Here is a 25,761-nt window from a genome sequence, read left to right on the forward strand (position 1 = left end):
ATGCCTCAGGTGACGTTTTACGCTTTGTCGGCTCAGGATGATGCCGCCGCAAAGCAGGCTTGTGCGCTGGCTGCAGATGCCGCCGGTCGCCGTCAGCGCTGCAGTATTTTGTGCCCGGATCAGCAAACCGCTGAACGGGTGGACGAGTTACTGTGGCAGTTGCCGGCGGAGCGCTTCGTGCCGCACAATCTGTTTGGCGAGGGCCCTGGCAGCGGTACCCCGGTTGAAATTTGCTGGCAGCAAAGTCAGCTTTCCCGCCGCCCCTTCGTGATAAACTTAAGCCAAGCCATGCTGAGCGCACCTCAGCAACACCAAACCATTATCGATTTTGTGCCCCAGCCTGAAGAACAAAAGCAGGCGGCACGTATCCGTTATAAACAGTATCAGCAGGCCGGCTGCACCATGCAGTTTTTGTCGGCCGAGAATTGAGAGTAAGTATGGATAAAACCTTCGAACCGCAATCCATTGAGCAGCAGTGTTATCAGCAATGGGAATCCAACGGCCTGTTTAAGGCCTCCGGTAGCGGTGATCCTTATTGTATTTTGCTGCCTCCTCCTAATGTAACCGGCAGCCTGCACATGGGCCATGCCTTTCAGCACACCATTATGGATGCACTGACCCGCTACCACCGCATGAAGGGCGACAATACCCTTTGGCAGGTGGGAACGGATCACGCTGGCATCGCTACCCAGATGGTAGTAGAGCGCCAGCTTAATGCCGAGGGCAAAACCCGTCACGATCTGGGCCGGGAAGACTTTCTGAGCAAAGTCTGGGAATGGAAAGCGCACAGTGGCGGCACCATTACCCAGCAAATGCGTCGCCTGGGCACATCACCGGACTGGGATCGTGAAGTGTTTACCATGGATGACAACCTGTCCAAAGCGGTGACTGAGGTATTCGTCAAACTGCATGAAGAAGGTTTGATTTATCGCGGCAAGCGTCTGGTTAACTGGGATCCGGTATTGCACACAGCGGTGTCCGATCTGGAAGTGGTGAATGAAGAAGAAGCCGGCTTCATGTGGCACATGCGCTACCCGCTGGCTGATGGCAGCGGCCACATTGTGGTGGCTACTACCCGCCCGGAGACCATGCTCGGCGACACCGCTGTGGCGGTGCACCCGGAAGATGAACGTTATCAGGATTTCATCGGTAAAGAGATCAAGCTGCCGCTGACTGGCCGCCTTATCCCCATTATTGCAGATGACTATGTTGACCCGGAATTCGGTACAGGGTGCGTTAAAATTACTCCGGCGCACGATTTCAATGACTACGACATGGGTAAGCGGCATAACCTGCCCATGATCAATGTGCTGACCGCGGACGCCAAAATCAACGATGAAGCCCCCGAAGCTTATCGTGGCATGGATCGCTTTGACGCGCGCAAACAGATCGTTGCCGATCTCGACGCTGCTGGGCTGCTGGTCAAAATTGACGATCACAAACTCAAAGTACCGCGCGGCGATCGCACCGGTGCAGTCATTGAACCTTATCTGACTGACCAGTGGTATGTTGCGGTGGAATCTTTGGCCAAACCGGCCATTGAAGCTGTAGAGAGCGGTGAGATTCGCTTTATACCGGAGAACTGGAACAAAACTTATTACCAGTGGATGCATAACATCCAGGATTGGTGTATTTCACGCCAGTTGTGGTGGGGCCACCGCATTCCTGCCTGGTATGACGACAGCAACAATGTGTACGTTGGGCGTGACGAAGCTGAAGTGCGTGCAAAATACAGCCTGACTGACGATGTTACCTTGCGCCAGGATGAAGACGTACTGGATACCTGGTTCTCCTCTGCATTGTGGCCGTTTGCCACCATGGGCTGGCCGGAACAAACCCCTGAGCTGGAAACCTTTGTACCATCCTCGGTGCTGGTTACCGGTTTTGACATCATTTTCTTCTGGGTTGCCCGGATGATCATGATGACCAAGAAATTCACCGGCAAGATCCCATTCAGAGACATTTACATCACCGGTCTGATTCGGGATGAAAGCGGCGACAAGATGTCCAAGTCCAAGGGCAACGTGCTTGACCCGATTGACTTGATTGACGGTATAGATTTGGAATCTTTGGTTGCCAAACGTACGTCCGGCATGATGCAGCCGCAGCTGGCGGAAAAAATCGCCAAGCGTACCCGCAAACAGTTTTCTGAGGGGATCAACGCCTATGGAACTGACGCCCTGCGCTTTACTTTTGCGGCCATGGCGTCAACCAGCCGTGATATCAACTTTGATATGGGCCGGGTAGAAGGCTATCGCAATTTCTGTAACAAGATTTGGAATGCCTCACGGTTCGTGTTGATGAATACTGAGACGGAAGATACCGGTCGAGATGGTGGTGAAATGGTGCTGAGCCTGGCGGATCGCTGGATTTGGGCCCGCTTCCAGCAAACACTGAAAGAATTTGAAGCGGCGCTGGCAGACTACCGCTTTGATATTGCCGCTAATCTGGTTTACGAGTTTACCTGGAACCAGTTCTGTGACTGGTATCTGGAACTGACCAAGCCGGTACTGAACAGTGATGCCAGCAGTGAAGCGGAAAAGCGTGGTACACGTCATACCCTTATCAACGTGCTTGAACACTTGATGCGCCTGTTGCACCCGTTCATGCCTTACATTACCGAAACCATCTGGCAGCGGGTGGTTCCGCTGAGCACCCTTCAACTTAAGGGTGACAGTGAGCAGCCCAGCATCATGGTACAGGCGTTCCCTGAACAGGATGCCAGTAAGCAAGATGAACAGGTTCTCAGCGATATTGAATGGGTAAAACGCTTTATTGTCGGCATTCGTAATATTCGTGGTGAAATGGACATTTCCCCCAACAAGCCGCTTAATGCCCTGCTGAAGCATGTGAGTGCGGAAGACAGCCGCAAATTGGATGCCGCCCGTGGTTTCATCGACAAGCTGGCTCGTCTGGAATCCGTTAAGGTGCTGGGGGCGGATGAATCGGCTCCGGCCAGTGCCACTGCACTGGTGGGCGACATGGAGATCCTTATCCCCATGGCCGGTTTGATAGACAAGGACGCGGAATTGTCCCGTCTGGCCAAGGCACTCGACAAGGCTGAAAAAGAAGTCGCCAGAACCCAGGGTAAACTTTCAAACGAAAAATTTGTCAGTAATGCGCCTGAAGCGGTGATTGAGAAAGAGCGTGCCAAGCTTGCCGATGCGGAGTCTCAACTGGAGAAACTTAAACAGCAGCATGCAACCATCAGCGCGCTGTAAAGTAAGGTCACATTAAACGAAAAATCACCACGCCATTATGAGGTGGTGATTTTTTTTGTGCCACAGGCGGGGCAATCCGGCCTTTTGGGCAGGGTAAACTGGTTCCATTCGCCAGTCATGGCATCATACGTCTGCAACTTCCCACACAGTGGCTGGCCGAAACCGGTGAGTATTTTAATGGCTTCTAACGCCTGCATATTGCCCATTATCCCCACCACTGGCGCCATGACGCCGTTTTCGACACAGCTCAGTTCCAGTTCACCGAACAGGCTGCTCACGCATTCATAGCAGGGGTTGGAATCGCCGGGAATATAACTGCTGAGCTGGCCTTCCATACGAATGGCGGCAGCGGACACCAGCGGGATAGCGCGTTCCAGCGACAGGCGGTTTAGCAATTGGCGGCTGTTGAGGTTGTCAGTGCAGTCGATGATGATGTCGAGGTTATCCGGAAGGGTTGTGATGCTGGCTTCTGTAAAGGCATGGTTTAAACAGTCAATCTGGCAGTCCGGGTTTAACCGGTTTAATACCTGGCGCGCGGCAACGACCTTGAGTTCACCCACTTGCTGCTCATCGAACAGCACCTGGCGGGGGAGATTGGAGGCGTCGACGGTATCTGCGTCCATTATCAGAATGTGTCCAATACCGCTGGAAACCAGATACTGGCTGCAGGCACACCCCAGGCCGCCCATTCCCACAATCAATGCTGAGCTATCTGCAAGGGCTTCCTGCCTGTCTATGTCGAAGCCCGGCAGCAGGATCTGGCGGTTATAACGAAGTGCCTGGCGGTGTGTCAGTGGGCTACTCATAGTGAATTCAGGGCCGTGTTTACATGGAGTTGTATCATTGTAGGTCTGCGCGGGCAACCTCAGGAAGCGTTTCTGCTTTCCGGGCGGCTAGCGCGAATGGCCGCCTGAGTATGAGTTTTTTGTTTTCGATAAGGGCATCGAACTGAGCCGGAGTTAAAGGCCCCTGAGCGGGTAGTTCACTATTTACCGTATCAATGCCTACCCAGGTGTTTTTCCCTTCTGATTTTGCTGCGTACAGACAATGGTCGGCTAAACCAATTAAGTCGTCGAAGCTAAGGTATCCTGATTGCTTGGGCGAGGCTGGGTAACAGGCAAAGCCGATAGAGCAGGTTTGCGCTTCCGTGTGGCCGGCCGAAAGTTCAAAAGGAGAGCCGGCAACAGCCTCAATCAGGCGTTGGGCTAAAACCGGTGCGTCCCGGCGTGCAATAAAGCGTGCTACGGCCACAAATTCCTCGCCACCCCAACGGACCAGATAATCGGACTCGCGAAATACGCTTTTCAGGCGGGTCGCCAGTTGTCTGAGAACGTTGTCACCGGCGTTGTGGCCAAAGGTATCGTTGACGGCTTTGAAATTGTCCATATCGATAACAAATACCACGATGTCTGCCTGTTGAGGTTGATGACTTTTGCCGTTAAGCCAGTCCTGGTAAAGGCGGACGCTGTGGTTCAAATCTGCCTGGATCTGGTTTTCCAGAAAACGTCGGTTCTTCAACCCGGTCAGGGGATCGGTAAGACTGATGTGCTCAACCTGCTGGAATGCCTGTTCAAGCTGAGTGTTTTTTTCGCTCAACTCCCGGGTGCGCAGCGCGACCTGTTGAGTCAGTTTGTGGTTGGCGCGGCTCTGCAGGATCCTGATGTACAGGGAAACCGACAGGATAAGTGTTGCGATAATAACAATTGTCCACAGGTTTCGGGACAGTTGATCCTGTTCTATGATGGCCTGCTGCAGAGCCTTTTCCTTTTCCAGCAGTTCAATTTGGTGGGCGCGGCGAACAAACTCGGTGCGAGCCTGAAGCTGCGCAACGGCCTTAAGGCGTTCATTATTCAGAATGTTGTCTTCGAGCTGCTTTTGCCTGGAGAGCATGCTAAAGGCCTGGTGAATGTCACCGGTTTGCTCAAATACCTTTACCCCGACAGCGGCCAGTTCCGCTTCCTGGGAGGATTCCTGGTTTTGCTGCGCCTGGGCAATCCCTGCGGTGATGTAATGTGCTGCGTTGTCATATTTCTCCTGGCGGTAGGCCAGCTCGGCTGCGACCAGATACGCGTCCACCAGAAGGCTCAAGTAACCCTGCTGTTCACTTCTGCTAATGACGCCCTCAATAATTTCTGTAGCTTCACTCAGATTATCCTGCAGCATTTCCAGTCTTGCCAGTGTGGTCAATGCCCAGTCGATGTCCCGGGGAGCCTGAATTTGGCGGAAAAGCTTCAGAGCTTCCTGGATATGCTGTTTGGCCGCCGGGTAATTTTTGAGTTTTAACAGCATAAATCCCACTTTGTGTTCGCTGTACGCGATGTCTTTTAGATTACCGGCTTCTTTGTCCAGCTTCAGGGCGTCTTGAAAGTAGGCCAGCGCTTGCTGGTCGTCACCCAGGTTGGCACGAAGATGTCCCAAATTATACAAGGCACTGGCGACGCCGGATTTATCCCCCAGCTTGTAATTCAGTTCCAGCGCCAGATGGTGTTCCTCAATGGCCTCTTCGTAGCGCCCCATTTTTTCCAGCACTACACCCAGACTGCTGCGAGCGCTGCTTATGGAGGAAGGGTCGCCCACTTGCTGGAATAGTTGCAGTGAAAGATTGAGCTGTTTGAGTGCTTCGGGGTAGTTGACCAGATACCGGTAAGTAAGCCCTAACTGACGGTGCGCGTGCCCGAGCTTTTTGGGGTTTTCAGATATTTTGTAGAGACTAGCGGCTTCGTCCAACAGTGCCAATGCCTGGGGATACAGGTTGCGCTCCATGGCGTTACGCGCCTGCTGATAGAGTGCGTCTGCTTTCAGTGCCGGATTGTTTTGTGGCTGCGCGGATTGGAATAACTGCGTCGCAAGGTGATCAGCAAGGTCCATGTTGCCCTGCTGACGCGCTGCCTGGGTGCGTCCGATGAGTGAACTGTCTTCGGCAGATGAGGCCCCGGCCGGGTAATAAAGAACAAGCAGTAATGCACATATCAGCGACTTTACCCATACTGCGGGCAGCTTCAACAACGTCACGATAACCCTACTCCTTGTGTTCGGCACTCAGTATAAAAGCTGACGATGATGACCTGAAGCGAAAATTAAGTGGTCGAGCAAGTTATTACTATTTAAGGTAAAACTGGTATCTGCTGTGCCTGAACAGCAGATACCGACAGGCGTGTGAAGGTTTTCAGCATTTACCGCCCAGATTTCTGCCGGTGAGAGCGTCGCCACATAGCCAGCCCCCCCAGGATTAACAGGCTGCTCCACATTAGGGAGCCCCCGTACTCCTCAACAATAACGACCGGGCCTTCTGTATAGGGGGTGTCGTAGTTTTGGCTTTCCAGGCTGACGAAAGCCAAATCGGCGTCACTGTAGCCATCGGTACTGGTAAGCTGGGCGTCGGTGTGAGCATCGTACAGTTCAATCAGTACTTCGTAGTCCCGTGGAGGAAACCCCCGCACCAATGTGGAATCAATCACAAAGCTGTCGCGGCTGTCGTCGCCATCGATATGAAATACGGACGAAACGTGGATAGCTTCAAAGCGGTCGTGGGTTCCCAGGTAAACTACGGCGTATACGGGGACGCGGGCAAAAACCGTATCGGCATCAAACTCCACACTGAAACGGCTGTAGTAACCATCGTAATCCAAATCGAAGTCTTCAAAATAGTTCAGCCAGGAGTCGTAGATCCAAAAGTTGACCTGATCCTGCGAAGCGGAATCCGAGCGATAGCGGGGCTGAAATTGTGATAACGCCGGTGGTGTCCGGAAAAAATCTGCGCTGCTATTGGTGGAGGAGGGCAAAGGTTGTGAAAACTGGGATTCATGAACCAGTGTTTTGGCTGTATCCCCGCGGGCGTGCATTGACACCCCTGCAATCAGCACCATCAGGTACCAGGTCAATCGGCGTGTTGAACGTGATGGCTTCATTCGTGAAGTTCCTTGTCTGATGAGTCTGCTTCACAGTGTGGTTCACTAAAAATGAACCAAAGCTGAAAGCAGGCTTAACCAAACGGAACACCTGCTGGGGCGGCTGCAGGGGAAGCCGGTAATCGATATCAGTCGTCGCGGGTAAGTACTTCGAGTAATTCGATTTCAAATATCAGGTTGCTGTTGGCGGGGATCCTGTCGCCGATTTGGCGCTCGCCGTAGGCCAGTTCAGCAGGCACCCACAACTTGCGTTTACCGCCTACTTTCATGCCCTGCAAACCAATAAACCAGCCCTGAATCACTTTGTTTTTTGATAACACAGTCTGGAATGGGCGGCCTCTGCTATAGGATGAGTCAAATTCGCTTCCATCTTCCAGATATCCACAGTAGTGAGCAGTGATAAGTGCGCCTTTTTCTGCGACTTTGCCATTGCCCTCGGTGAGGTCTTCAATTTTCAGATTGGCGGTCATGTTTCGATCTCTTTTATTTTTGAAATAATGGCTTGGTTTCAGAGGCAAAAGGAATGGCAAAGCGCTGGCGAGAAGCGCTCACCAGCATGCTGTGGGGGGAGTGGTTACTGCAGTTCGCCTTCATGAGGCATAAAGTAGGTGCCCCAGCCGTCGTAGTGAACTTTGTGTTTGTCAGCAATTTTTAACAGTGTGTCGGTATCGACATCCAATTTGGCACGGTCAAGTTTACGCTCAACAATGGCGTCAAAACAGAATACCGTGCCACCATCGTCCAGCATCAACTCTTCGGCATCGGTCACCTCAAAGCCAGCTTTGAAAGCATCGACAGCGGCTTTTTCCAGCATATCAAAATCGCTGGAAGCGAAATGATGTTCGATGGTGTAATCGGCATCAGCCTGGCTACCGTCTTCAAGCAGGGCATCAATGGTTTCCTGATTGAAAGCGTACCATTCTTCTCGTTCTTCGTATTGGGTCGTCATAATATTGGGAAATAAACGCAGATGGGGCTAGTTTAACTGCTTTTTTCCATTTCAGCGACCTGTGCATTCAGTTCGCTTTGTTTTTGTGCCATCTGGCTGTGGAAGTGTTCCGCCCATTGTTTGATCGAGAGTTCGTCGCTCATGGGTTGAGGCGCGTCAATATCGACCAGTACAATGCCATTATTCCAGCGATTCCAGTTCACCTTTTTGTGAAGGTTGCTGGCGGTAACCATAACCACGGGTTCTCCGGTATCTTTGGCCAGCCTGAACGCGCCGGTTTTAAACGGTAACAGCCCGCGGCCATTACTGCGGGTGCCTTCCGGAAACACCCAAACCGATGTGCGCTTCTGGCGAATTTTTTCGGCAGCGGACTGTAATGTGCCGCGGGCTTTGCCGGAATTCTTGCGGTCTATCATGATGTTCCCGGACAACCAGTAAATTTGGCCGAATACCGGAATGTACTTCAGGCTCTTTTTACCGATGGTAACTACACCGGGCAGGGCGGCCTTGCACACAGTGATAATGTCGTAGCTGTTCTGATGGTTAGCAATGAATACGTACGGTTCGTTGAGTGTTACCTTGTCCGAGCGACGCACGATGACTTTCAGGCCGACAATACGGGACATTAGCGAGTAAGCCTGACCGGCAAAATGGACGTTGTTACTGTGAAATGGTCGAAACACACACACTAAAAGAATAACCAGGTTGATGAGCAAAAAAGCTGGCAGCAGGATAAGAATGCGAAGTACAGCGAGCACAGGGGTTCCTTTTTTTCAGTTTGCGGCGCAGTATAAGGGAAAGAGGCTCGGCCACATGTCCGATCAGTGTTTGAAATTTATCAGCCCAAATATTAAAGTGCTGCGGCCCAATAACGATAACCCTGAAAGCTTTCGTATTATTTGATCATAACGCAGTTGCGGTACTCAAGATGCAGACATTCGTTCCAGACGACATAGAAGATGACATTCTCAACGATTTAATGGAAGAAATTAATGAGTTGTATGAAGCCAGCGAACAGACTCTGATTGAACTGGAACTCAAACCTCAGGACAAAGAACTTCAACGGGCTCTCTTTCGTTCAATTCACACCATAAAAGGTGATCTCGGGCTGGTGAACTTCAGCCCGCTGATACCGGTTCTTCAACATGTTGAGGACCTGCTCGACTACCTGCGTAAAGGTCAGGTGGAATACACCAGTAATATGAGTGATTTGGTATTGCTGACCATGGACAGGGTTAAGGCGTTTGTTCAGGAGATCATGAATACCGGCAGGGTGAACTATAACGCCGATCTCTACCAGCAATTGGCATTGGCCCTTTCTCGTATTACGCCTGAAAACCAGAATGAGCATGAGCGTCGCTTAGGGGAAACGGTACTCCTGCTCAATCCCAAACTGGATGTGAAGTCATTTGGCTCGGACAACGCAAAAGCGCCGGCGACACTGGCTAATACCGGTATTCCCAAGGATCTGAGTGCAGAAAAGCAGATGGACATTCTGTTTTTCCGCGAGATGATGAAAACCATCGAGCATCGCTCGAACTATTGGGCTGGGCGCGGAGACAGGATCGCCAAGCTGGCTCTGTATATTAATAACCTCGCTGGTCAGCCTATCGATCAGGACCAGCTCGCTGTTGCCTGTTATGTACACGATTTTGGTATGGCATTTATGCCTCTTAAATTGCTGCACAAAAACGATGCCTATTCTGACAATGAATTCAAACTGATGCGCTCTCACGTTTACAAGAGCGCACGGTTGCTGGAGCACCTAGAGCAATGGGATCACGCACGTAAAATTGTTATGCAGCACCACGAACGGGTTGACGGTAGCGGATATCCGCTCGGTCTCAAGGAAGAGGACATTTGTGATGGGGCCAGGTTGCTGGCGATCCTTGATACCTATGATGCGCTGACGCACTCACGTGCTCACAATCGCGATTCGCAGCTTTCCAAAAAGCAGGCGGTAATTAAGATCAACCGGATTGCCAAAGGCCAGTTCAGTATGAAGTGGGTGAGGCTGTTCAATCAGGCCATGACCGGCCTGTTGACCAAGTCGGCGTAAGCGGGAAAGAATGAGAGCGGGGCCACAGCGGCCCCGCTTTGGATTGCATCAAGCTGGGTTACAGCCGAACCTTAACGGACGCTTTGAAAATGCGGCCCAGATTGTCGTAGTTGCTGGGGAAGGTGTTACCTGAGTTTGAACTGGTATCACCCGCCTCGTTACCTACTACCGGCGCTTCTCTCTCAAATAAGTTGTCCACACCCAGGCTTACACTGATGGCTTCCGTAGCCTGATAGCTGGCATACAAATCAAAGTAACTGTAGCTGCCAATGTGTCTGAAAGGTTCATACACGCCTGCAGCTTCAGCTTTCTCCACGTCAATTGCATCCTGGTAGCGCCATTGCAGTGAAACGGTGAGATCATTAAAGTTCCAGGTGGTGCGCTGAATCATCCTGATTTCGGGTAACGGGTCGCAGGAAGTACCATAATAGCCGCGGCATTCGATGGGGGTAGCGAAATCCGAGCTGAGTGATTCCTGGGTCAGATACTGGTTGATATTAGCGGATATCTGGAGGTCACCTAAATCTTCCATATCAATTCCGAATCGCACTGCAAGCTCAAGCCCCTCAGCTTGCTGATAGTTCAGGTTGGTAGTAAAACGCTCTATTCCTGCTCCTGAGATGGTCAAATCGCCACCGATGCGGTTGATCTTGGCACATTCAGTTGTGTTGCCACCGATGTAACAGGCATCCAGAATTTCCTGTGCTGAGAATTCACCGATTACGTTGGTGATGTCGATATCGTAGTAATCCAGTGAAATCAGGAAATTGTCAAAGGCGCTGAAGTCGGGCGTCCATACAATACCGGCGGTAAAGGTATCAGCTTCTTCTGCATCGGGAAGATTTTCCGGATCGCTGCCGTCAAAGGTGTTAACCTGCCCTGAGATCACATCCTGAACGGCACCTACCTGAGCATCCGTCATACCGGTGGAAATACACAGTGCCCGCAGTGTGGCGTCAATGTTGGCGGCATTGGCGACCGAACAAGGGTCCTGCTTGGCGTTGTCGAGACCGGTTACAACCGGAGACGCCAGTTCACCTACGTTGGGTGCGCGGGTGGCTTGTTGCTGCATGACCCTGACCAGAACAGATTCTGCAGGACGCCAGCTGAGGCCCAGTTTCCAGGTATCATTTGACCCAACGGTATCGTAGTCAGCCCAGCGGAAGCCAAATTCAAAATCCAGACTTTCAGAGAAGGCTACGCCCTCAAGCAACGGTAACATCCCTTCAATGAAGAATTCATCAACCTTGTAGCCGCCAGAGATGGGGAGTAAGTTTCCGCCCGCGCCCCCCTGACAGCTTGACGGGGCCTCTTTCAAACACTCATCCGGTTCCAGTGAACCTTTCTCGTTGCGGCTCTCGTACCCAACGCTCATGGCCAGAGGAGCACTGGCGGTAGGCAGTTCGATGAAATCAACCGGACCGTCGACACTGAAATGGAAAATGGTTTGCTCGTAATTCTGGGTCTGCAGCGCAATGGCCCGGGCAAAGCCAGCCATTTCTTCGGTAATGGTGCCGAACCCACCAAACAGATTGATCGGAACACAGGTTGAGGTACCGCTGTTACAGGTTACGCCATCGAACGTATCCAGCGCCTCCTGTATGTTACCGAGATTGGTGTAACCATCGCGCACGGTGGAGCGGTTTGACTCGCCATACTGGAAGAAGGTATCAAATGCCCATTCTCCATACAGCATGCCTTCCAGGCCCACCGTCATCTGGAACATATTGGAATCATAACGTTCGGTACGTGGACCGAGTTCTACAGTGCGCCGGCGTAACTGGACCCGCAGGTAGTCGTCAGCGTCTACGACACCGTTACCGTTGATGTCCTGCCAGTTAGCTGCAGGCCCTACCGTTGAGAGCAGGCCACTGCCCAGTGCAGTATTACCGGCGTCAATCATAAACTGACGAGCCTGATCGCCAATCAGCGGGTTGCGCAGGGGGAGATCAAATGCCTGACCAAAGGTACCGGAGGGCGCCACCTGTTGCACCACCGTTGAATTGGTGTAGTTGAAGACCGCGTAGGTGGCCAGATCATCGTTCAGATAGTACTTGGCCAGCGCTGTTGCTGAGTAGCGCTCCAGGGGGGTCTGATAGAAATTGTAAGGGTTAAAATTGAATACGCTACATTCGTCCCCAATGGTACCGTCTTCGCGGAACTGGCCAGCCGAAGCAGCACCACCGCCTACGATGGCAAAACGAGTAGGGATCGCTGTGGTTGAACCTCCGGATGCTGCAACGTCCGGGCCTCCACAGCCGCTGGGTGGCGGCAGAGGGGGTTCGCCATTGAGAAACTGTTCGTAGTTTGCACCAGTTGCCGTGTCGATGCCCAGTAGTCCAAGCGGTCTGTCACCAAGCATGACCGGGTCGCGGTTCATCCAGGACAGCGATAGTGCCACGTTGCCGCGGTCATCAGCCAGGCTGGAGCCTAATGTCAGGGAAAGGTTATCAGTATCTCCATCGCTGTCACCGGTCTGAGAATGGCTGGCTTCAAATTCCACTCCCTCAAAATCGTCTTTGAGAATGAAGTTTACAGCACCAGCAATGGCATCGGAACCGTAGACCGCAGACGCACCGCCGGTGACCACATCGACACGCTCGACCAGTGCCGTGGGAATGGTCGCGGTATCAACTTCACCGTTAAAGTTAAATGGCACCATACGGCGACCCTGTAACAACACAAGGTTACGTTCCGGGCCAAGGCCCCGAAGGTCAATGGTTGCCGCACCGGCAGTACCGTTGTTTACGTTACCGCCATCTCCAGGAATGGTAGAGGGCAGAACACGCAACACCTTCTCCATTTCAGGTTCTTGTAAAAAGTCGATGTCCTTCTCGTCAAAAGAAAAGATGGGGCTGGCGGAAACCGCTCCGGGTTGACGGATACGGCTACCGGTAATGGCGATGCGTTCTACAGACTGTTCAGTGGCTTCTGTGGAGTCTGATTCCTGTGCCATAAGGGCAGGAGTTACCAGACTGGTTGACCCCACTAACAGTGCTGCTTGAATGGATTGCGCAAGTTTGGATCGAGTGAGCATGAGTGTAACCTCTCAGGTCTTATTGAAATGTGATCAAACAACTGCAATTAAGAAGCTAGAAGATAGCTTGAGCTTAGGGAAGCCCGGCTCAGCACCTATACACGAAAGGCTTGAATGGTGTGATTAAGCGGGTGAGAAACGTGACAAACGGATGGAACTTATTACAAATGGTTACATTTAAAACCCGGCAAAATTCATCTTCCTCAACCATCCTTAGTGTCAGGTAGGGGCAACCCGTGTGCGTGTCAGACTTTTGCTGGGTTGTCATGCTCTTTTTAACATCGAATCTGAGGCAGAATGTCCTTAAAACACATTGTGCCGGTATTTTTCAGTCTGAGTGATATGGGCCCGATTTGAGGTGAAGTCCGTCTCGGCGGTACAGACATGGCTGGAGTTTCAGTAAGGCGTAATCCAGCCACTTTCCTTTTCGGAGACGCCTATGATAAAGGTGCTGGTGGCCGACGATGAATGTCTGGCCAGGCAAGCTATAACCATACCACTAGGCCGGCGACCTGATGTTGGAGTTGTTTACGAAGCCGCATCCGGCATACGTGCACTTGAACTGGCCGAAGCTCACTCACCAGATGTGGTGTTCCTGGACATCCAGATGCCCGGTCTTAGCGGCATTGAAATTGCGAGTCGACTTCAGGGTAAGGCGGCAATTGTGTTTGTTACTGCATATCAGGAGTTTGCCGTATCTGCATTCGAGCTTGGCGTAGCCGATTATTTACTTAAACCGGTTAGCGAAATTCGACTGTACGGAGCGCTGGACAAGGCACTGAAAACATATCCCCCCGGGAATGCTTACTGGCCTCAGCAACCCAGGCATGGCGCGGAGAGCCAAAGTGGCGGGTCGATGGCCTATAAAACCCGCCTCGTTATAAAGGAGCCCGGGCGTATTCGTCTGGTGGATGTGAACGATATTAGTTACATAGTAGGGGCGGGAAATTACGCAGAAGTACATTTGCTGGATGGCAGTGCCATTTTGCACAGAGAAACCATGACCAGTCTCGAACACCAGCTTGACCCCGTGGTATTCGTGCGAATTCATCGTTCATCAATAGTGCGTTGTGGCCACATCGCAGAATTACGGCCCACCAACAACGGGGATTACGCTGTCCTGCTCAAGCAGGGGCAGGCACTGACACTGTCCCGCAGAAACAAACACAAACTGGCGTTCTTACTGGGCGATCATTGATTAACCATTCAGCAACACGGTTCGCTGTGAGTTGCTGAATGGCGCTGGTCACCGAGTCTGGCGTCAGCCTGCAATATCCAGTTCTTTGAGTTTGCGGGTCAGTGTGTTTCTTCCCCATCCCAACCGTTTTGCCGCGTCCTGCTTGTGGCCATGGGTGTATTGTAATGCTCGCTCCAGCATCACTTTCTCAAATGTCAGCATGGCATCATTGAGAATGTTGTAGTTGCCATCCCGCAGTTGTTTGTCGGTCCAGGTTGCCAGCAGTTCCGGCCAGTCGCCCGCCTGCTCGCTGACCGTTTCCAGCCCGCTTTCCGAATGTATTTCGGGTGGCAAATCGCCGGGTAACACTTCCTGACCACTGGCCATAACGGTTAACCAGCGACAGACGTTCTCAAGCTGACGCACGTTACCGGGCCAGGCGAGCTGAGTCATCAGCTTTTCGGTTTCTTTGCTCAGAGACTTGGTTTCTACGTTCAGCTCCTTGGCCGCCGTTCGCAGAAAATGCCGGGCAAGTAACGGAATGTCTTCTCTGCGTTCAGATAAGGACGGTATATGAATACGGATTACATTGAGCCGGTGGAAGAGATCCTCACGAAACTTGCCTTCAGCGACACGCTTTTCCAGATTCTGGTGGGTGGCAGCAATAATTCGCACATCCACGGTGACTGACTGATGCCCCCCAACACGATAAAATTGTCCGTCTGCGAGTACACGAAGCAATCGGGTTTGCACGTCCAGTGGCATGTCTCCTATTTCGTCGAGAAACAGGGTGCCACCGTTGGCTTGTTCAAAGCGGCCCTGACGGGCTGTCTGTGCGCCGGTAAAGGCGCCTTTTTCATGGCCGAAAAGTTCAGACTCCACCAAATCGGCAGGAATGGCAGCCATATTAAGGGCAATAAACGGATTCGCCGCCCTGGGGCTATGCCGGTGCAGTGCCTGGGCAACCAGCTCTTTACCCGTACCGGACTGGCCGTTTATGAGCACGCTAATGGATGAACGCGAGAGTCGGCCAATGGCGCGAAATACTTCCTGCATGGCCGGGGCTTCACCGATGATCTCGGTACCTGGTTCCTCATGCGGAGCCTGGCTGCTGCGGCTTTGTTCTCTGGCGTGAGCCAGGGCTCGCTGCACCAGAGTAACGGCTTCATCCACATCGAAAGGTTTGGGGAGATACTCAAACGCACCACTTTGATAGGCATTAACCGCGCTGTCCAGATCCGAGTGCGCCGTCATTATGATCACCGGAATATTGGAATGGGTACTGTGAATTTCTTTCAGCAGGGTCATTCCGTCCATCTGCGGCATGCGAATGTCTGAGACAATCACCTCTGGTGCCTGGCCGCTGTGAAGTTGCAACAGCAAATCCTGGGGGTTTTCAAAACAACAGCAGGCAATATTGGCCACTTGCAGGGCCTTTTGGAGTACCCAGCGTATGGAGCTGTCGTCATCCACTATCCAAACGGACTCATTATTCATATCGCCGACTCCTTTCTGTCGATGGGTAGATAGAGCACAAATTCGGTGTGGCCTGGCCGGCTGTCAACATCAATCTTGCCTCCGTGATGGTTTATAAGTGTTTGGGCAATGGACAGACCCAGTCCGCTGCCATTCCGCTTGCTACTGACCATGGGATAAAACAGCGTATCCCTGATGGATTGCGGAATGCCCGGACCATTGTCAATAATAGTGAGCTTTGCCACCAGAGGATGACGCTTTCCGTGCATGGTCATTTGCCGTTCAATGCGGGTTACCAGCCTGATTTGTGGGTCAGGCGTGCGATGTTCTGCCAACGCTTGCATGCTGTTGCGGACTATGTTGAGTACCGCTTGCTGGATCATATCCTGGTCAATGTGAATGTCCGGTATACTGGGGTCGTAGTCCCGAATAATGGTTACCGGTGTTTCCGAATCGACTTTCATCAAAGTCCGAACTTTTTCCAGCGCCTGATGCAGGTTGCTCCACTGCAATCGCGGAAGGGAATTGGGCCCCAAAAGTCGGTCAACCAGATTTCTCAATCTATCAGACTGTTCAATGATCATCTGGGTAAATTCGCGCTGGCCTTCGGTGGGCAGTTCCTTCTCCAACAGTTGCGCTGCGCCGCGAATGCCGCCAAGGGGGTTTTTGATTTCATGGGCAAGGCCGCGTATCAGTTCCCGTGCGGCATAGTGCTGGGCGTTTTGCAGATTTTCCCTGGATATGCGGTTTTGCTGATCGATCTTTTTCACTTCAAACAACAACAGCCGGCCTTGTTCGGTGTTGAGATTGGTAACGGTTAAATCGGCGAGTACATAGCGGTTATCTTTAAAGGCAAGCCTGACTTCATTTTCGGTAAAGTCTTCGCCACGGCGAAACGCTGCGCGCAATCTGGATTTGTCCAGCGAATGCGGCATGAGAAAATCTGACAGCGGATGGCCATACAATTGTTTTGTACCCGTTTCGAACAGCGCTTGTCCTGCATGGTTGGCGTACTTGATGATCAAATTACCGTCAATCATTACCAACGCCGTATTCAGGCTGTCCAACAAATGGGTTGCTTCTAACTCGGTGGCCTGCATGCCGAGCTGTTCTCCTTTGCACTCTTATGGTGCGAAAATTTTAAAACTCAGTTCATTGCGGTTCAACCCTGGTGGAGATCAGTTTTGTCTGACCCCCTATGGTGCGCCAGTTACCTAACGCCAACCGCTAATTTCGATTAATTAACACTGATGGTTTGTGATAATACAGTGTCTGTTCTGAGCTAGATGCAAGAGTCTTGCCCGTATTGTCCAGAAGTTTAACTAAGAACTGGTGCGCACCACGATTGATCCCCTGAAGCTGAAAAACGCCACTGGAATTGCTGCTGACGGCACTGCCGTCAAACCAAAGTTCGTATATGGCGTCGTTTCCCAGTTCACTTTGCGCCTCGATGGTGAGCATGCCCTGTGTATTGCGGATGGTTGCTTCAGGTTGGGGCGAAACAATTCGTACCTGGTATTGTTGGGGGGGGAGTTGATTGAATCTTCTGCTTTCTATAGGTGGTGGAGGGGGGGTCGCCATTCCCTGAGCTGTATTGGCTGTGGAACTGCTTAAGATCACTTCCTCAGCATTGGGGCCCGGCTGGTCAGTGTAAACTACGCTGCCATCGTCTTTTACAATTTTGTACAGCGGACCTGCCGACGCAAATGTTGCAGTTAATATTAGTAAAGCGCATGCGTGGTTCAGTCTTGTCATGGAGTTGCCCTGCTCTGATTGGCTTTATTGTCAATATAGTACATGTCCGGGTACAAAAAAGCCCGCGTATGCGGGCTTGTTATTGGCGGTAATACCTGTGATTACACGCTGTAGTACATGTCGAACTCAACTGGGTGAGTGGTCATGTTCAGCTTGGTCACGTCTTCTGATTTCAACGCGATGTATGCGTCGATCATACCGTCAGAGAATACACCACCAGCTTTCAGGAAGTCACGGTCGCTGTCCAGAGCTTCCAGAGCCATTTCCAGTGAGCTTGCAACAGTTGGAATTTCCGCTGCTTCTTCTGCTGGCAGGTCATACAGGTCTTTGTCCATTGAATCGCCAGGGTGGATCTTGTTCTTGATTCCGTCCAGGCCAGCCATCAGCATTGCTGCAAATGCCAGGTATGGGTTGGCAGTCGGATCAGGGAAGCGAACTTCAATACGGCGTGCTTTTTCACTGGTTACGTGAGGAATACGAATAGATGCAGAACGGTTACGTGCAGAGTATGCCAGCATTACCGGAGCTTCGAATCCAGGAACCAGACGCTTGTACGAGTTAGTGGAAGCGTTTGCGAACGCGTTGATTGCGCGAGCGTGCTTGATGATACCACCGATGTAGTACAGAGCTTCGTCAGACAGACCTGCGTACTTGTCACCCGCAAAGATGTTTACGCCGTCTTTGGAGATAGACTGGTGGCAGTGCATACCAGAACCATTGTCACCAACCAGAGGCTTAGGCATGAAGGTGGCGGTTTGGCCGTAAGCGTGCGCTACGTTGTGTACAACGTACTTGTAAATCTGGATTTCATCCGCTTTGGTTACCAGGGTGTTGAACTGGCAAGCGATTTCGTTCTGGCCTGCAGTGGCTACTTCGTGGTGATGAGCTTCGATAACCAGCCCCATTTCTTCCATAACCAGGCACATGGCGGCACGGATGTCGTGAGCAGAGTCTACTGGAGGAACCGGGAAGTAACCGCCTTTAACACCTGGGCGGTGGGCCATGTTGCCACCTTCGAAGTCTTCACCGGAATTCCATTTGGCTTCGGCTGCATCGATTTTGTAGAAAGAACCGGCCATGTCAGTGTGGAATTTCACATCGTCAAACAGGAAGAATTCTGGCTCTGGACCGAAGAAACAGGTGTCACCGATACCGGTGGATTTCAGGTATTCTTCTGCGCGGCGTGCAACAGAGCGAGGATCACGATCGTAACCTTCCATAGTAGAAGGCTCGAGGATGTCACAGCGAATGTTAACCTGGGTTTCTTCTGCGAATGGATCCAATACTGCTGTAGCTGGATCAGGCATCAGAACCATGTCGGATTCGTTGATGGTTTTCCATCCGGCGATGGAGGAACCGTCAAACATTTTACCTTCTTCAAAAAAGTCTTCATCCACAGTGCGTGCCGGGATTGAGACGTGCTGCTCTTTACCTTTGGTATCGGTAAAGCGCAGATCAACAAACTTCGCTTCACTTTCTTTAATCAGTTCTAATGCCTTTTTTACTGACATCGTGTCCTCCAGGTTATTACTTAATAATGTGAAGTGATCCTTGGCCACTCCTACAAGTTAGGATTCGGTGAAGCGATATTCATGCCAGCTATCCGCTAACGAATAAGTAAGGGATAGAAGGGGACTGGGATGCAATAAAGGCCAAGTTTTGACTCATTATGGTGCATAATAGGATCTTTATGGTGCAGCCAGTGGTTCGCCTCAACTCCTAGCCTAGAGGAAAGTGTGCGGCATCGCTAGAGGCTGAATACAAGATTTTGGTAGAAAATTACTACATTCGAACCGTTGTGCGCGTCAGAAGTGTGGAATTGTTGGCTTTAAGTTCCGAACTTAAAAAAAACTGGCGCATTTGGTCTGGATTTTCTGTACAATCCGCGCACATTTTTTCTATTCCAATCTAGCAACACGAGTTGTGCGGCTTATTCCGGCCTCGTCGTACAGATTTATACAGGCTCCGACCTCATGAATACCACTGACATTAGTAAATTAAGAAATATTGCGATCATTGCGCACGTTGACCACGGTAAAACCACCCTGGTAGACAAACTGCTTCAGCAGTCCGGCACGCTGGAGAGTCGCGGTGAAGTCCAGGAGCGAGTCATGGATTCCAATGACATCGAAAAGGAACGCGGTATTACCATTCTGGCTAAAAATACTGCAATCAACTGGAATGACTATCGCATTAATATCGTAGACACCCCCGGACACGCCGATTTTGGCGGTGAAGTTGAGCGGGTTATGTCTATGGCGGACTCTGTACTGTTGCTGGTTGATGCTCAGGAAGGGCCAATGCCACAAACCCGTTTCGTAACCCAGAAAGCCTTCGCGCAGGGTTTGAAGCCAATTGTGGTTATCAACAAAATCGACAAGCCCGGTGCGCGCCCTGACTGGGTAATGGACCAGGTGTTTGATTTGTTCGACAATCTGGGTGCGACTGATGATCAGCTGGATTTTCAGGTGGTTTACGCCTCGGCTTTGAATGGCTGGGCTTCAATGGATTCGGACGTAACCGGAACCGATATGACTCCTCTGTTTGAAACCATTGTCGAGCAGGTTTCCGCACCACAGACCGATGTAAATGGTCCTTTCCAGATGCAGATCTCTCAGTTGGACTACAATTCCTACGTGGGTGTTATCGGAGTTGGCAAAATCACCCGTGGTAGCGTTAAGTCAAATCAGCAGGTGACTGTGGTTACCGCAGACGGTAAGACCCGTAACGGTAAAGTAGGCCAGGTACTGGGCTACCTCGGTTTGGATCGCCACGAAACAGACTCTGCCAGCGCCGGTGATATTATTGCCATTACCGGTCTGGGTGAGCTGAAGATTTCCGATACCATCTGCGACGTTAACCAGGTTGAAGCACTGCCTCCGCTTACGGTCGATGAGCCTACAGTAACGATGACTTTCCAGGTCAACACCTCACCGTTTTCCGGTAAAGAGGGCAAGTACGTTACCTCACGTAATATCCTTGATCGTCTGCGTGATGAACTGGTGCACAACGTGGCTTTGCGCGTTGAAGAAACCAGCGATCCGGACAAGTTTCGTGTATCCGGTCGTGGTGAGCTGCACCTGGGTATTCTGATTGAAAACATGCGTCGTGAAGGTTACGAACTGGCGGTATCCCGTCCGGAAGTAATCCTCAAAACTGTTGATGGTGAGTTGCAGGAACCGTTTGAAACCCTGACCATCGACTGTGAAGAAGAAGATCAGGGCTCCATCATGGAACAGCTTGGCCAGCGTAAAGCGGAAATGCGCGATATGTCTCCGGACGGTAAAGGTCGGGTGCGCATGGACTTCATCATTCCAAGCCGTGGCCTGATTGGTTTCCAGACCGAGTTTATGACTCTGACTTCCGGTTCCGGATTGCTGTATCACACGTTTGATCATTACGGTCCTCACAAAGGTGGCAAAATTGGCCAGCGTAAAAACGGTGTATTGATTGCCAATGCCGCCGGTAAAGCGCTGACCAACGCCCTGTTTAACCTGCAGGAGCGTGGCCGTCTGTTTATCGGGCATGGTGTGGAAGTGTACGAAGGTATGATCATCGGTATTCACAGCCGTGACAACGATCTCACCGTTAATGCTCTGAAAGGCAAGCAACTGACTAACGTGCGTGCAGCAGGTACTGACGAAGCGCAGAACCTGGTACCACCAATCGTTATGTCTCTGGAGCAGGCGCTTGAGTTTATTGATGACGATGAACTGGTTGAAGTGACTCCACAGAGCATTCGCATCCGTAAGAAATTGCTGACCGAAAACGAGCGTAAACGCGCTTCGCGGGAAAAAGACAAAGCATAATAAATGCAAAAAAAAGGCGGGAACTTCCCGCCTTTTTTATAGCAGGAACACACCAGAAAAACGGAAATTGTGATTCATGCCCTCCAATACCATTGCTGTGATTGACGACGATCCCGTCGCCATGGAGATCCTGTGTCGCACACTGGAAAAATTCTTTGATGCCACAGTGCTGGCGTTTCCCGATAGCCGCCAGGCACGGGATTTTCTTATGCAGGCAACTTCCCGATCGCTGGATGTGATCATCAGTGATCAGAACATGCCCCATCTGAATGGCCTCAGTTTGCTGCAGTTTTGTCGCGCTCAGGAGTTATCCATACCCTTTATCATGGTGACAGCGGACGCGCTTCGTGACGATGTGTTAGCCGCCAGGGCTCTAGGTGCTGTGGCTTTCTTTGCCAAGCCAGTGGTACTTCCCGACCTGATCGAAAAAATCCGGGGATTGCTCGAAACTAAGATGTGATTTTTCAGTATAACTCCAGACTGGTATCAGCCAGCGGGAATCATTACACTGGGCAGCTCAGTTTTCTCAGGAGTCAGAAAATCCGTGTCGTACAGTTTTGACAATCCCCCTTCCCGGCAGGGTACCTTTGCCTTGAAATGGCAGCGTTACGAAGGCAAGGACATCATCCCTACGTGGATAGCCGATACCGAATTTCGCTGCGCCGATCCAATCCTGGAAGCCCTGAACGCCCGTGTTGAACACGGTAACCTGGGGTATACCTTACCCGCCAACTACGAGCCTGCCAACCGGGCGGTGATGCGCTGGTTGCGTGACAAACATGGCTGGAAAATTGAAGCGGACTGGATAGTCTGGAACCCTGGGGTAGTGCCCGCCTTTAATGTGGTGTGTAAGGCGTTTTGTGAACCGGGTGACAAGGTGATTGTTCAGACACCGAATTACCCGCCTTTGCTTGCAGCTCCAAGGCTCAATGGGTTGGAGCGGATTGATATTGGCACTGTTGAACGGGAAGGGCGCTGGACACTGGATTTTGATGCTTTGCAGGAGCAGGCTGCTGATCCCAAAGCCAAGTTACTGATCCTGTGTAACCCAATGAATCCCGTGGGCAGTGTATTTACCCGGGAAGAACTGGACAGGGTGGCTGATATTTGCCAGCAAAATGACGTATTACTCTGTTCTGATGAAATTCATTGTGATTTGATCCTCGACACTCAGATAAAACACGTACCTGCTGGAAAGCATCCTCTGCTGGTGCAGAACAGCATAACCCTGATGGCTGCGAGCAAAACATTTAACGTTGCAGGATTGGGAACGTCGTTTGCCATCATTCCCAACCGTCGCCTTCGCCAGCAGTTTACCCAGGCCGCAGCAGGCATAGTACCCTGGGCTAACGTACTGGGCCTGGTTGCCACGGAAGCGGCATTTACCCAATGCGATGACTGGCATCAGGCTGAGTTGGAATACCTGCGGGAAAATCGTCGAATTCTGGTTGAATCCATCAATGCCATCAAAGGGCTGAGAGTGCTTCAGCCACAGGCGACCTTTCTGGCCTGGATAGATGCCAGCGGTTTGGGGGTTGATAACGTTCAGAAGTGGGCCGAAGAGCGCGGGGTAGGGCCTTCACCAGGCGCGGATTTTGGGAATAACCAGTGTTTCCGTATCAATTATGGTTGCAGCCGCGCTATGCTGAAGGAAATAGTTTCCCGGTTAAGTGCTAAATAATTGCCACAATTTATAGCTTGCGAGTAGCAGGATAAAGCCAACCACCAGCGTGCCGAGCAGGTTGCTAAAGGGACCGTTGCGAAACGGTCCCAACTGCTGGTTTCGGTTCATCACCAGCAGCAGGAACACGGCGATGATCGGCAGTAACAGGCCATTAGTTGCCTGGGCAAACAGAATCGCAACGATTGGTTTAAAACCTGCCGCCGCTATGGCAACACCGACGCCAATTATACTCATCCATACCAGCCTGAATGGTGCACTTCTCAAATCGCTCGGCTGGTTAAGTGCCCCACACACTGCATAGGCCCCTGCCAGGGGAGCGGTAATTGCGCTGGTCAGTCCGGCGGCAAACAGGCCTGCGGCAAAGAACCATTGGGCCCAGTCACCCAAAACTGGTGCCAGTTGTTGCCCCATATTGCTGGCATCCAACTCAATTGCCTGTTTGTAAAAGGCCATACTGGCGGTTGCCACTACTACCACAGTGATAAACCCACCCAGACTGATGGCCTGGGCGGATTGACGGCGACATTCAGAAATCGCTTCAGCCGTATTGCCAGGAGTGTGGTGTCTTGCAACCAGACTGGCGTGCAAAAACAGGTTATAGGGCACTATGGTGGTGCCGATGAGGGCCAGAATTGGGGTAATAGACGCGTCGTCCAGCCGGGGGTGAGTGAGTTGATAAAGCAGTTCGCCGAGATTAGGCTGTGAAACGGCAAGAGTGAGCAGAAACACCGCTGCCATGGCAAACACCAGCCAGACTAATACGGATTCAATCAGCTGATAATGTCCGCTCCAAAGTAATACAGCGGCGAGTCCTCCCAGTACAACAGCCCAGCTCCCTACACCAATATCGAGAAAACTGTTCAAACCTATCGCCGCTCCTGTCAGGTTGCCTGATTCATAGGCCGCATTGCCAATGCCAATAGCGGCAACAATCAGAGCGGAAAACAACCAGCGCAGCCAATTCCGGGTAACCAGACTTTTGAGGTTAGCTGACAGGCCTTCACCGGTTGTTACACCCAGCCTTACCGCCATATCCTGCAGAACAATGGTGGCTACCACCGAAAACAGCAGTGCCCAGACCAGATGAAATCCAAAATCTGCTCCTGCAACACTGGCGGTGGTGATTGTGCCGGGGCCGATAAATGCCGCTGCAATGATGAATCCGGATTTATCCTTCGCCATAGAGTGATCCTGTGACAGGTTTGGTATGATAGTCTGTGGACAGGGCTGAGCTCTCCCATGCATGGCAAAGACAGTAATGGAAGGCACCCGTTCAGCAGTGATCAGTATAGCCAAGCGAGGCCAAAATTGGCGCAATTAGCGAAATTGTATGAGGAACCGTATCTGCGGCAGCAGTTACCACCGCTCTTCTTTGTTAAAGGGCATGTGTTTGCCGTGGCTGCGAGCCCCGAAATTCCAATGCCTGAAACATGGATGCCTTGGGTCATTGACGGTCAGGGCGCCCGTTATACCGCAGACCACGTCAATACCATTGCTGATGCGTTAATGGCAGAGTTACGTGCAACGCTTCAGGCTATGCGAGATCAGAAACGCTTGCTGCCTGCGGCGTGCCAATGGTCGGAAATGCCTGCTCAGCGCATGGAGCTGGAATCCTGGTTAACGGGTTTGTTACATGGTCATCAAAGGCTCGAAGCGTGCTGGCAGGAGGCCTGGAGCCGGGCATCGCTTCAACCCGGCGAAGACCCTGCGAAAAGGCTAACCCGTTGTCTGAAGCTGTTTACTGTACTTGCCAATCCGAAGCTGGCGATTGATTGCAGGCCGGAAACGGCATCGAAACAGTTAAGGCAGAACTTGCCGACACTGTTCGCGCAGTTGCCGGCAATGTTGGTGGAATACGTTACACTGGCCGGTGAACTGGCTGGTGCTCTACCGAATCAGTTTGAAACATTCCAGCGTGGCCGCGACCCCAGGGAAACTAGCGGGAAGTAAGATTCTGCCTGACCACCGCAACGTACTGGTCCAATTCGGTTTTTGCGTATTCATATTCTAAATGTAATTCATCGCATTCAGGTTCACGCATCACGGCCTGAAAAGCCACATCTGTGCGGTCCAGCAGATACTTCAGATGTTCGTTGCTTACATCCATAGAGCCCCCCGAGGGAAATTGGTCTGTTGTGTGTTGTATCCGTAAACAGATACGTACCATCTGGATGTTTGGTGCGGTTTTACCCGGTATTTTTGTGGCTGTTTCCGAGTGGGTTTTAAAGTGGTTTCACCACGGCCAGAACGACTATTGCCAAAAGCACCAGAACCGGAGCCTCATTCAGAAAACGATAGAACCGGCTTGAATGGCGGTTATCATCATTGGCGAATTGCTTCATCAGCTTAAATAAATAGAAGTGATAAATGTAAATGGCAAGTAAAAAAATGAACTTGATGTGCAGCCAATGGGATAACTTAAACCAACTCAGGCCGTAGGTCCAAATCAGGGCGACACCAAATATCAGGGTCAGAAATGCAAAAGGAGTCACAAAAAACCATAGACGGCGTTCCATGATTTTAAATTGGTCCTTAACTTCCTGATTGTCGCTCATGGCGTGATACACAAACAGGCGCGGAAGGTAAAATATCCCCGCCATCCAGGCAACCATGAAAAAAATGTGCAGTGCTTTAAGCCAGAGTATCGACATAGTATGGCGGTAAATTAAAGGCGATGCGTTTTAGT

At 51.5% G+C, this 25,761-nt stretch carries 22 protein-coding genes; 8 read left to right on the forward strand and 14 right to left on the reverse strand.

Features of this window, described 5'->3' with window-relative positions; genetic code table 11:
• Both DXV75_RS00305 and DXV75_RS00310 read left to right on the forward strand, forming a co-directional pair.
• On the forward strand, positions 1 to 429 hold the full coding sequence (locus DXV75_RS00305) for a DNA polymerase III subunit chi (protein WP_115591237.1): 429 nt from the start codon (positions 1 to 3) through the stop codon (positions 427 to 429).
• A gap of 8 nt (positions 430 to 437) precedes the next feature.
• On the forward strand, positions 438 to 3,221 hold the full coding sequence (locus DXV75_RS00310) for a valine--tRNA ligase (protein WP_115591238.1): 2,784 nt from the start codon (positions 438 to 440) through the stop codon (positions 3,219 to 3,221).
• Between the two features lie 35 nt (positions 3,222 to 3,256).
• Here DXV75_RS00310 and moeB read toward each other — a convergent pair whose 3' ends face one another.
• The 6 genes from moeB to DXV75_RS00340 form a co-directional block, all read right to left on the reverse strand.
• Positions 3,257 to 4,027: a molybdopterin-synthase adenylyltransferase MoeB gene (moeB, locus tag DXV75_RS00315; protein WP_115591239.1), complete on the reverse strand. Its 771-nt coding sequence runs from the start codon at positions 4,025 to 4,027 to the stop codon at positions 3,257 to 3,259.
• A 34-nt stretch (positions 4,028 to 4,061) separates the two neighbouring features.
• The gene (locus DXV75_RS00320; RefSeq protein ID WP_115591240.1) at positions 4,062 to 6,233 is read right to left on the reverse strand and encodes a tetratricopeptide repeat-containing diguanylate cyclase; all 2,172 of its coding nucleotides are present in this window, start codon (positions 6,231 to 6,233) and stop codon (positions 4,062 to 4,064) included.
• A 161-nt stretch (positions 6,234 to 6,394) separates the two neighbouring features.
• Entirely contained in the window at positions 6,395 to 7,129 is a 735-nt protein-coding gene (locus DXV75_RS00325) for a choice-of-anchor H family protein (protein WP_115591241.1), read from the reverse strand.
• A gap of 128 nt (positions 7,130 to 7,257) precedes the next feature.
• Positions 7,258 to 7,599, reverse strand: a complete 342-nt coding sequence (locus tag DXV75_RS00330) for an FKBP-type peptidyl-prolyl cis-trans isomerase (protein WP_115591242.1) — start codon at positions 7,597 to 7,599, stop codon at positions 7,258 to 7,260.
• Between the two features lie 104 nt (positions 7,600 to 7,703).
• Positions 7,704 to 8,078 (reverse strand): ribonuclease E inhibitor RraB, encoded by a 375-nt coding sequence (gene rraB, locus DXV75_RS00335; protein ID WP_115591243.1) that lies wholly within the window; start codon positions 8,076 to 8,078, stop codon positions 7,704 to 7,706.
• A 32-nt stretch (positions 8,079 to 8,110) separates the two neighbouring features.
• On the reverse strand, positions 8,111 to 8,836 hold the full coding sequence (locus DXV75_RS00340; protein WP_115591244.1) for a 1-acylglycerol-3-phosphate O-acyltransferase: 726 nt from the start codon (positions 8,834 to 8,836) through the stop codon (positions 8,111 to 8,113).
• Between the two features lie 170 nt (positions 8,837 to 9,006).
• Here DXV75_RS00340 and DXV75_RS00345 point away from each other — a divergent pair, with 170 nt between their 5' ends.
• Positions 9,007 to 10,137 carry an HD domain-containing phosphohydrolase gene (locus tag DXV75_RS00345; protein WP_115591245.1) on the forward strand — a complete coding sequence of 377 codons (1,131 nt, stop codon included), beginning with the start codon at positions 9,007 to 9,009 and terminating at the stop codon, positions 10,135 to 10,137.
• A 58-nt stretch (positions 10,138 to 10,195) separates the two neighbouring features.
• Here DXV75_RS00345 and DXV75_RS00350 read toward each other — a convergent pair whose 3' ends face one another.
• Positions 10,196 to 13,174, reverse strand: a complete 2,979-nt coding sequence (locus tag DXV75_RS00350; protein ID WP_115591246.1) for a TonB-dependent receptor domain-containing protein — start codon at positions 13,172 to 13,174, stop codon at positions 10,196 to 10,198.
• A gap of 439 nt (positions 13,175 to 13,613) precedes the next feature.
• On the opposite strand from DXV75_RS00350, the gene DXV75_RS00355 reads away from it, so the two are divergent.
• Entirely contained in the window at positions 13,614 to 14,372 is a 759-nt protein-coding gene (locus tag DXV75_RS00355; RefSeq protein ID WP_115591247.1) for a LytR/AlgR family response regulator transcription factor, read from the forward strand.
• 63 nt (positions 14,373 to 14,435) lie between these two features.
• Here DXV75_RS00355 and glnG read toward each other — a convergent pair whose 3' ends face one another.
• The 4 genes from glnG to glnA all read right to left on the reverse strand — a co-directional run bounded on the left by glnG (position 14,436) and on the right by glnA (position 19,093).
• Complete coding sequence (gene glnG, locus DXV75_RS00360) at positions 14,436 to 15,848, reverse strand: nitrogen regulation protein NR(I) (RefSeq protein WP_115591248.1); 1,413 nt, start codon at positions 15,846 to 15,848, stop codon at positions 14,436 to 14,438.
• Positions 15,845 to 16,927: a nitrogen regulation protein NR(II) gene (gene glnL / locus DXV75_RS00365; RefSeq protein WP_115591249.1), complete on the reverse strand. Its 1,083-nt coding sequence runs from the start codon at positions 16,925 to 16,927 to the stop codon at positions 15,845 to 15,847. The genes glnG and glnL overlap by 4 nt, the downstream gene beginning before the upstream one ends.
• A 127-nt stretch (positions 16,928 to 17,054) precedes the next feature.
• The gene (locus DXV75_RS00370; RefSeq protein WP_115591250.1) at positions 17,055 to 17,582 is read right to left on the reverse strand and encodes a DUF4124 domain-containing protein; all 528 of its coding nucleotides are present in this window, start codon (positions 17,580 to 17,582) and stop codon (positions 17,055 to 17,057) included.
• A gap of 101 nt (positions 17,583 to 17,683) precedes the next feature.
• Positions 17,684 to 19,093 (reverse strand): glutamate--ammonia ligase, encoded by a 1,410-nt coding sequence (glnA, locus tag DXV75_RS00375; RefSeq protein WP_115591251.1) that lies wholly within the window; start codon positions 19,091 to 19,093, stop codon positions 17,684 to 17,686.
• Between the two features lie 462 nt (positions 19,094 to 19,555).
• Between glnA and typA the strand changes: the two genes are divergently transcribed.
• The 3 genes from typA to DXV75_RS00390 all read left to right on the forward strand — a co-directional run bounded on the left by typA (position 19,556) and on the right by DXV75_RS00390 (position 23,072).
• Positions 19,556 to 21,391, forward strand: coding sequence for a translational GTPase TypA (gene typA, locus DXV75_RS00380; RefSeq protein WP_115591252.1), 1,836 nt, complete (start codon positions 19,556 to 19,558; stop codon positions 21,389 to 21,391).
• A gap of 76 nt (positions 21,392 to 21,467) precedes the next feature.
• Positions 21,468 to 21,851 (forward strand): response regulator, encoded by a 384-nt coding sequence (locus DXV75_RS00385; protein ID WP_115591253.1) that lies wholly within the window; start codon positions 21,468 to 21,470, stop codon positions 21,849 to 21,851.
• Positions 21,852 to 21,935: 84 nt separating this feature from the next.
• Positions 21,936 to 23,072, forward strand: coding sequence for a MalY/PatB family protein (locus tag DXV75_RS00390; protein WP_115591254.1), 1,137 nt, complete (start codon positions 21,936 to 21,938; stop codon positions 23,070 to 23,072).
• Here DXV75_RS00390 and DXV75_RS00395 read toward each other — a convergent pair.
• The gene (locus DXV75_RS00395) at positions 23,058 to 24,257 is read right to left on the reverse strand and encodes an Nramp family divalent metal transporter (protein ID WP_115591255.1); all 1,200 of its coding nucleotides are present in this window, start codon (positions 24,255 to 24,257) and stop codon (positions 23,058 to 23,060) included. The two genes, DXV75_RS00390 and DXV75_RS00395, sit on opposite strands and share 15 nt — an antisense overlap.
• 57 nt (positions 24,258 to 24,314) lie before the next feature.
• Here DXV75_RS00395 and DXV75_RS00400 point away from each other — a divergent pair, with 57 nt between their 5' ends.
• Positions 24,315 to 25,025 carry a UPF0149 family protein gene (locus DXV75_RS00400; RefSeq protein ID WP_115591256.1) on the forward strand — a complete coding sequence of 237 codons (711 nt, stop codon included), beginning with the start codon at positions 24,315 to 24,317 and terminating at the stop codon, positions 25,023 to 25,025.
• On the opposite strand, the gene DXV75_RS17080 is transcribed toward DXV75_RS00400, so the two are convergent.
• Together DXV75_RS17080 and hemJ are read right to left on the reverse strand one after the other, a co-directional pair.
• Entirely contained in the window at positions 25,012 to 25,182 is a 171-nt protein-coding gene (locus DXV75_RS17080) for a hypothetical protein (RefSeq protein WP_181898310.1), read from the reverse strand. The two genes, DXV75_RS00400 and DXV75_RS17080, sit on opposite strands and share 14 nt — an antisense overlap.
• A gap of 115 nt (positions 25,183 to 25,297) precedes the next feature.
• On the reverse strand, positions 25,298 to 25,726 hold the full coding sequence (gene hemJ / locus DXV75_RS00405; protein ID WP_115591257.1) for a protoporphyrinogen oxidase HemJ: 429 nt from the start codon (positions 25,724 to 25,726) through the stop codon (positions 25,298 to 25,300).
• Between the last annotated feature and the right edge of the window lie 35 nt (positions 25,727 to 25,761).

The sequence above is a fragment of the Alteromonas aestuariivivens genome (assembly GCF_003367475.1).
In the GTDB taxonomy this organism is placed as follows: Bacteria; Pseudomonadota; Gammaproteobacteria; order Enterobacterales; family Alteromonadaceae; genus Alteromonas; species Alteromonas aestuariivivens.

Bases quoted from the DNA above. Each gene is read 5' to 3' on its own strand.
- rraB (WP_115591243.1), bottom strand. From the start codon at position 8,078: ATGACGACCCAATACGAAGAACGAGAAGAATGGTACGCTTTCAATCAG.
- moeB (WP_115591239.1), bottom strand. From the start codon at position 4,027: ATGAGTAGCCCACTGACACACCGCCAGGCACTTCGTTATAACCGCCAG.
- glnL (WP_115591249.1), bottom strand. From the start codon at position 16,927: ATGCAGGCCACCGAGTTAGAAGCAACCCATTTGTTGGACAGCCTGAAT.
- DXV75_RS00350 (WP_115591246.1), bottom strand. From the start codon at position 13,174: ATGCTCACTCGATCCAAACTTGCGCAATCCATTCAAGCAGCACTGTTA.
- DXV75_RS17080 (WP_181898310.1), bottom strand. From the start codon at position 25,182: ATGGATGTAAGCAACGAACATCTGAAGTATCTGCTGGACCGCACAGAT.
- DXV75_RS00355 (WP_115591247.1), top strand. From the start codon at position 13,614: ATGATAAAGGTGCTGGTGGCCGACGATGAATGTCTGGCCAGGCAAGCT.
- DXV75_RS00330 (WP_115591242.1), bottom strand. From the start codon at position 7,599: ATGACCGCCAATCTGAAAATTGAAGACCTCACCGAGGGCAATGGCAAA.
- hemJ (WP_115591257.1), bottom strand. From the start codon at position 25,726: ATGTCGATACTCTGGCTTAAAGCACTGCACATTTTTTTCATGGTTGCC.
- DXV75_RS00400 (WP_115591256.1), top strand. From the start codon at position 24,315: ATGCATGGCAAAGACAGTAATGGAAGGCACCCGTTCAGCAGTGATCAG.
- DXV75_RS00395 (WP_115591255.1), bottom strand. From the start codon at position 24,257: ATGGCGAAGGATAAATCCGGATTCATCATTGCAGCGGCATTTATCGGC.
- DXV75_RS00305 (WP_115591237.1), top strand. From the start codon at position 1: ATGCCTCAGGTGACGTTTTACGCTTTGTCGGCTCAGGATGATGCCGCC.
- typA (WP_115591252.1), top strand. From the start codon at position 19,556: ATGAATACCACTGACATTAGTAAATTAAGAAATATTGCGATCATTGCG.
- glnG (WP_115591248.1), bottom strand. From the start codon at position 15,848: ATGAATAATGAGTCCGTTTGGATAGTGGATGACGACAGCTCCATACGC.
- DXV75_RS00370 (WP_115591250.1), bottom strand. From the start codon at position 17,582: ATGACAAGACTGAACCACGCATGCGCTTTACTAATATTAACTGCAACA.
- DXV75_RS00345 (WP_115591245.1), top strand. From the start codon at position 9,007: ATGCAGACATTCGTTCCAGACGACATAGAAGATGACATTCTCAACGAT.
- glnA (WP_115591251.1), bottom strand. From the start codon at position 19,093: ATGTCAGTAAAAAAGGCATTAGAACTGATTAAAGAAAGTGAAGCGAAG.
- DXV75_RS00325 (WP_115591241.1), bottom strand. From the start codon at position 7,129: ATGAAGCCATCACGTTCAACACGCCGATTGACCTGGTACCTGATGGTG.
- DXV75_RS00310 (WP_115591238.1), top strand. From the start codon at position 438: ATGGATAAAACCTTCGAACCGCAATCCATTGAGCAGCAGTGTTATCAG.
- DXV75_RS00385 (WP_115591253.1), top strand. From the start codon at position 21,468: ATGCCCTCCAATACCATTGCTGTGATTGACGACGATCCCGTCGCCATG.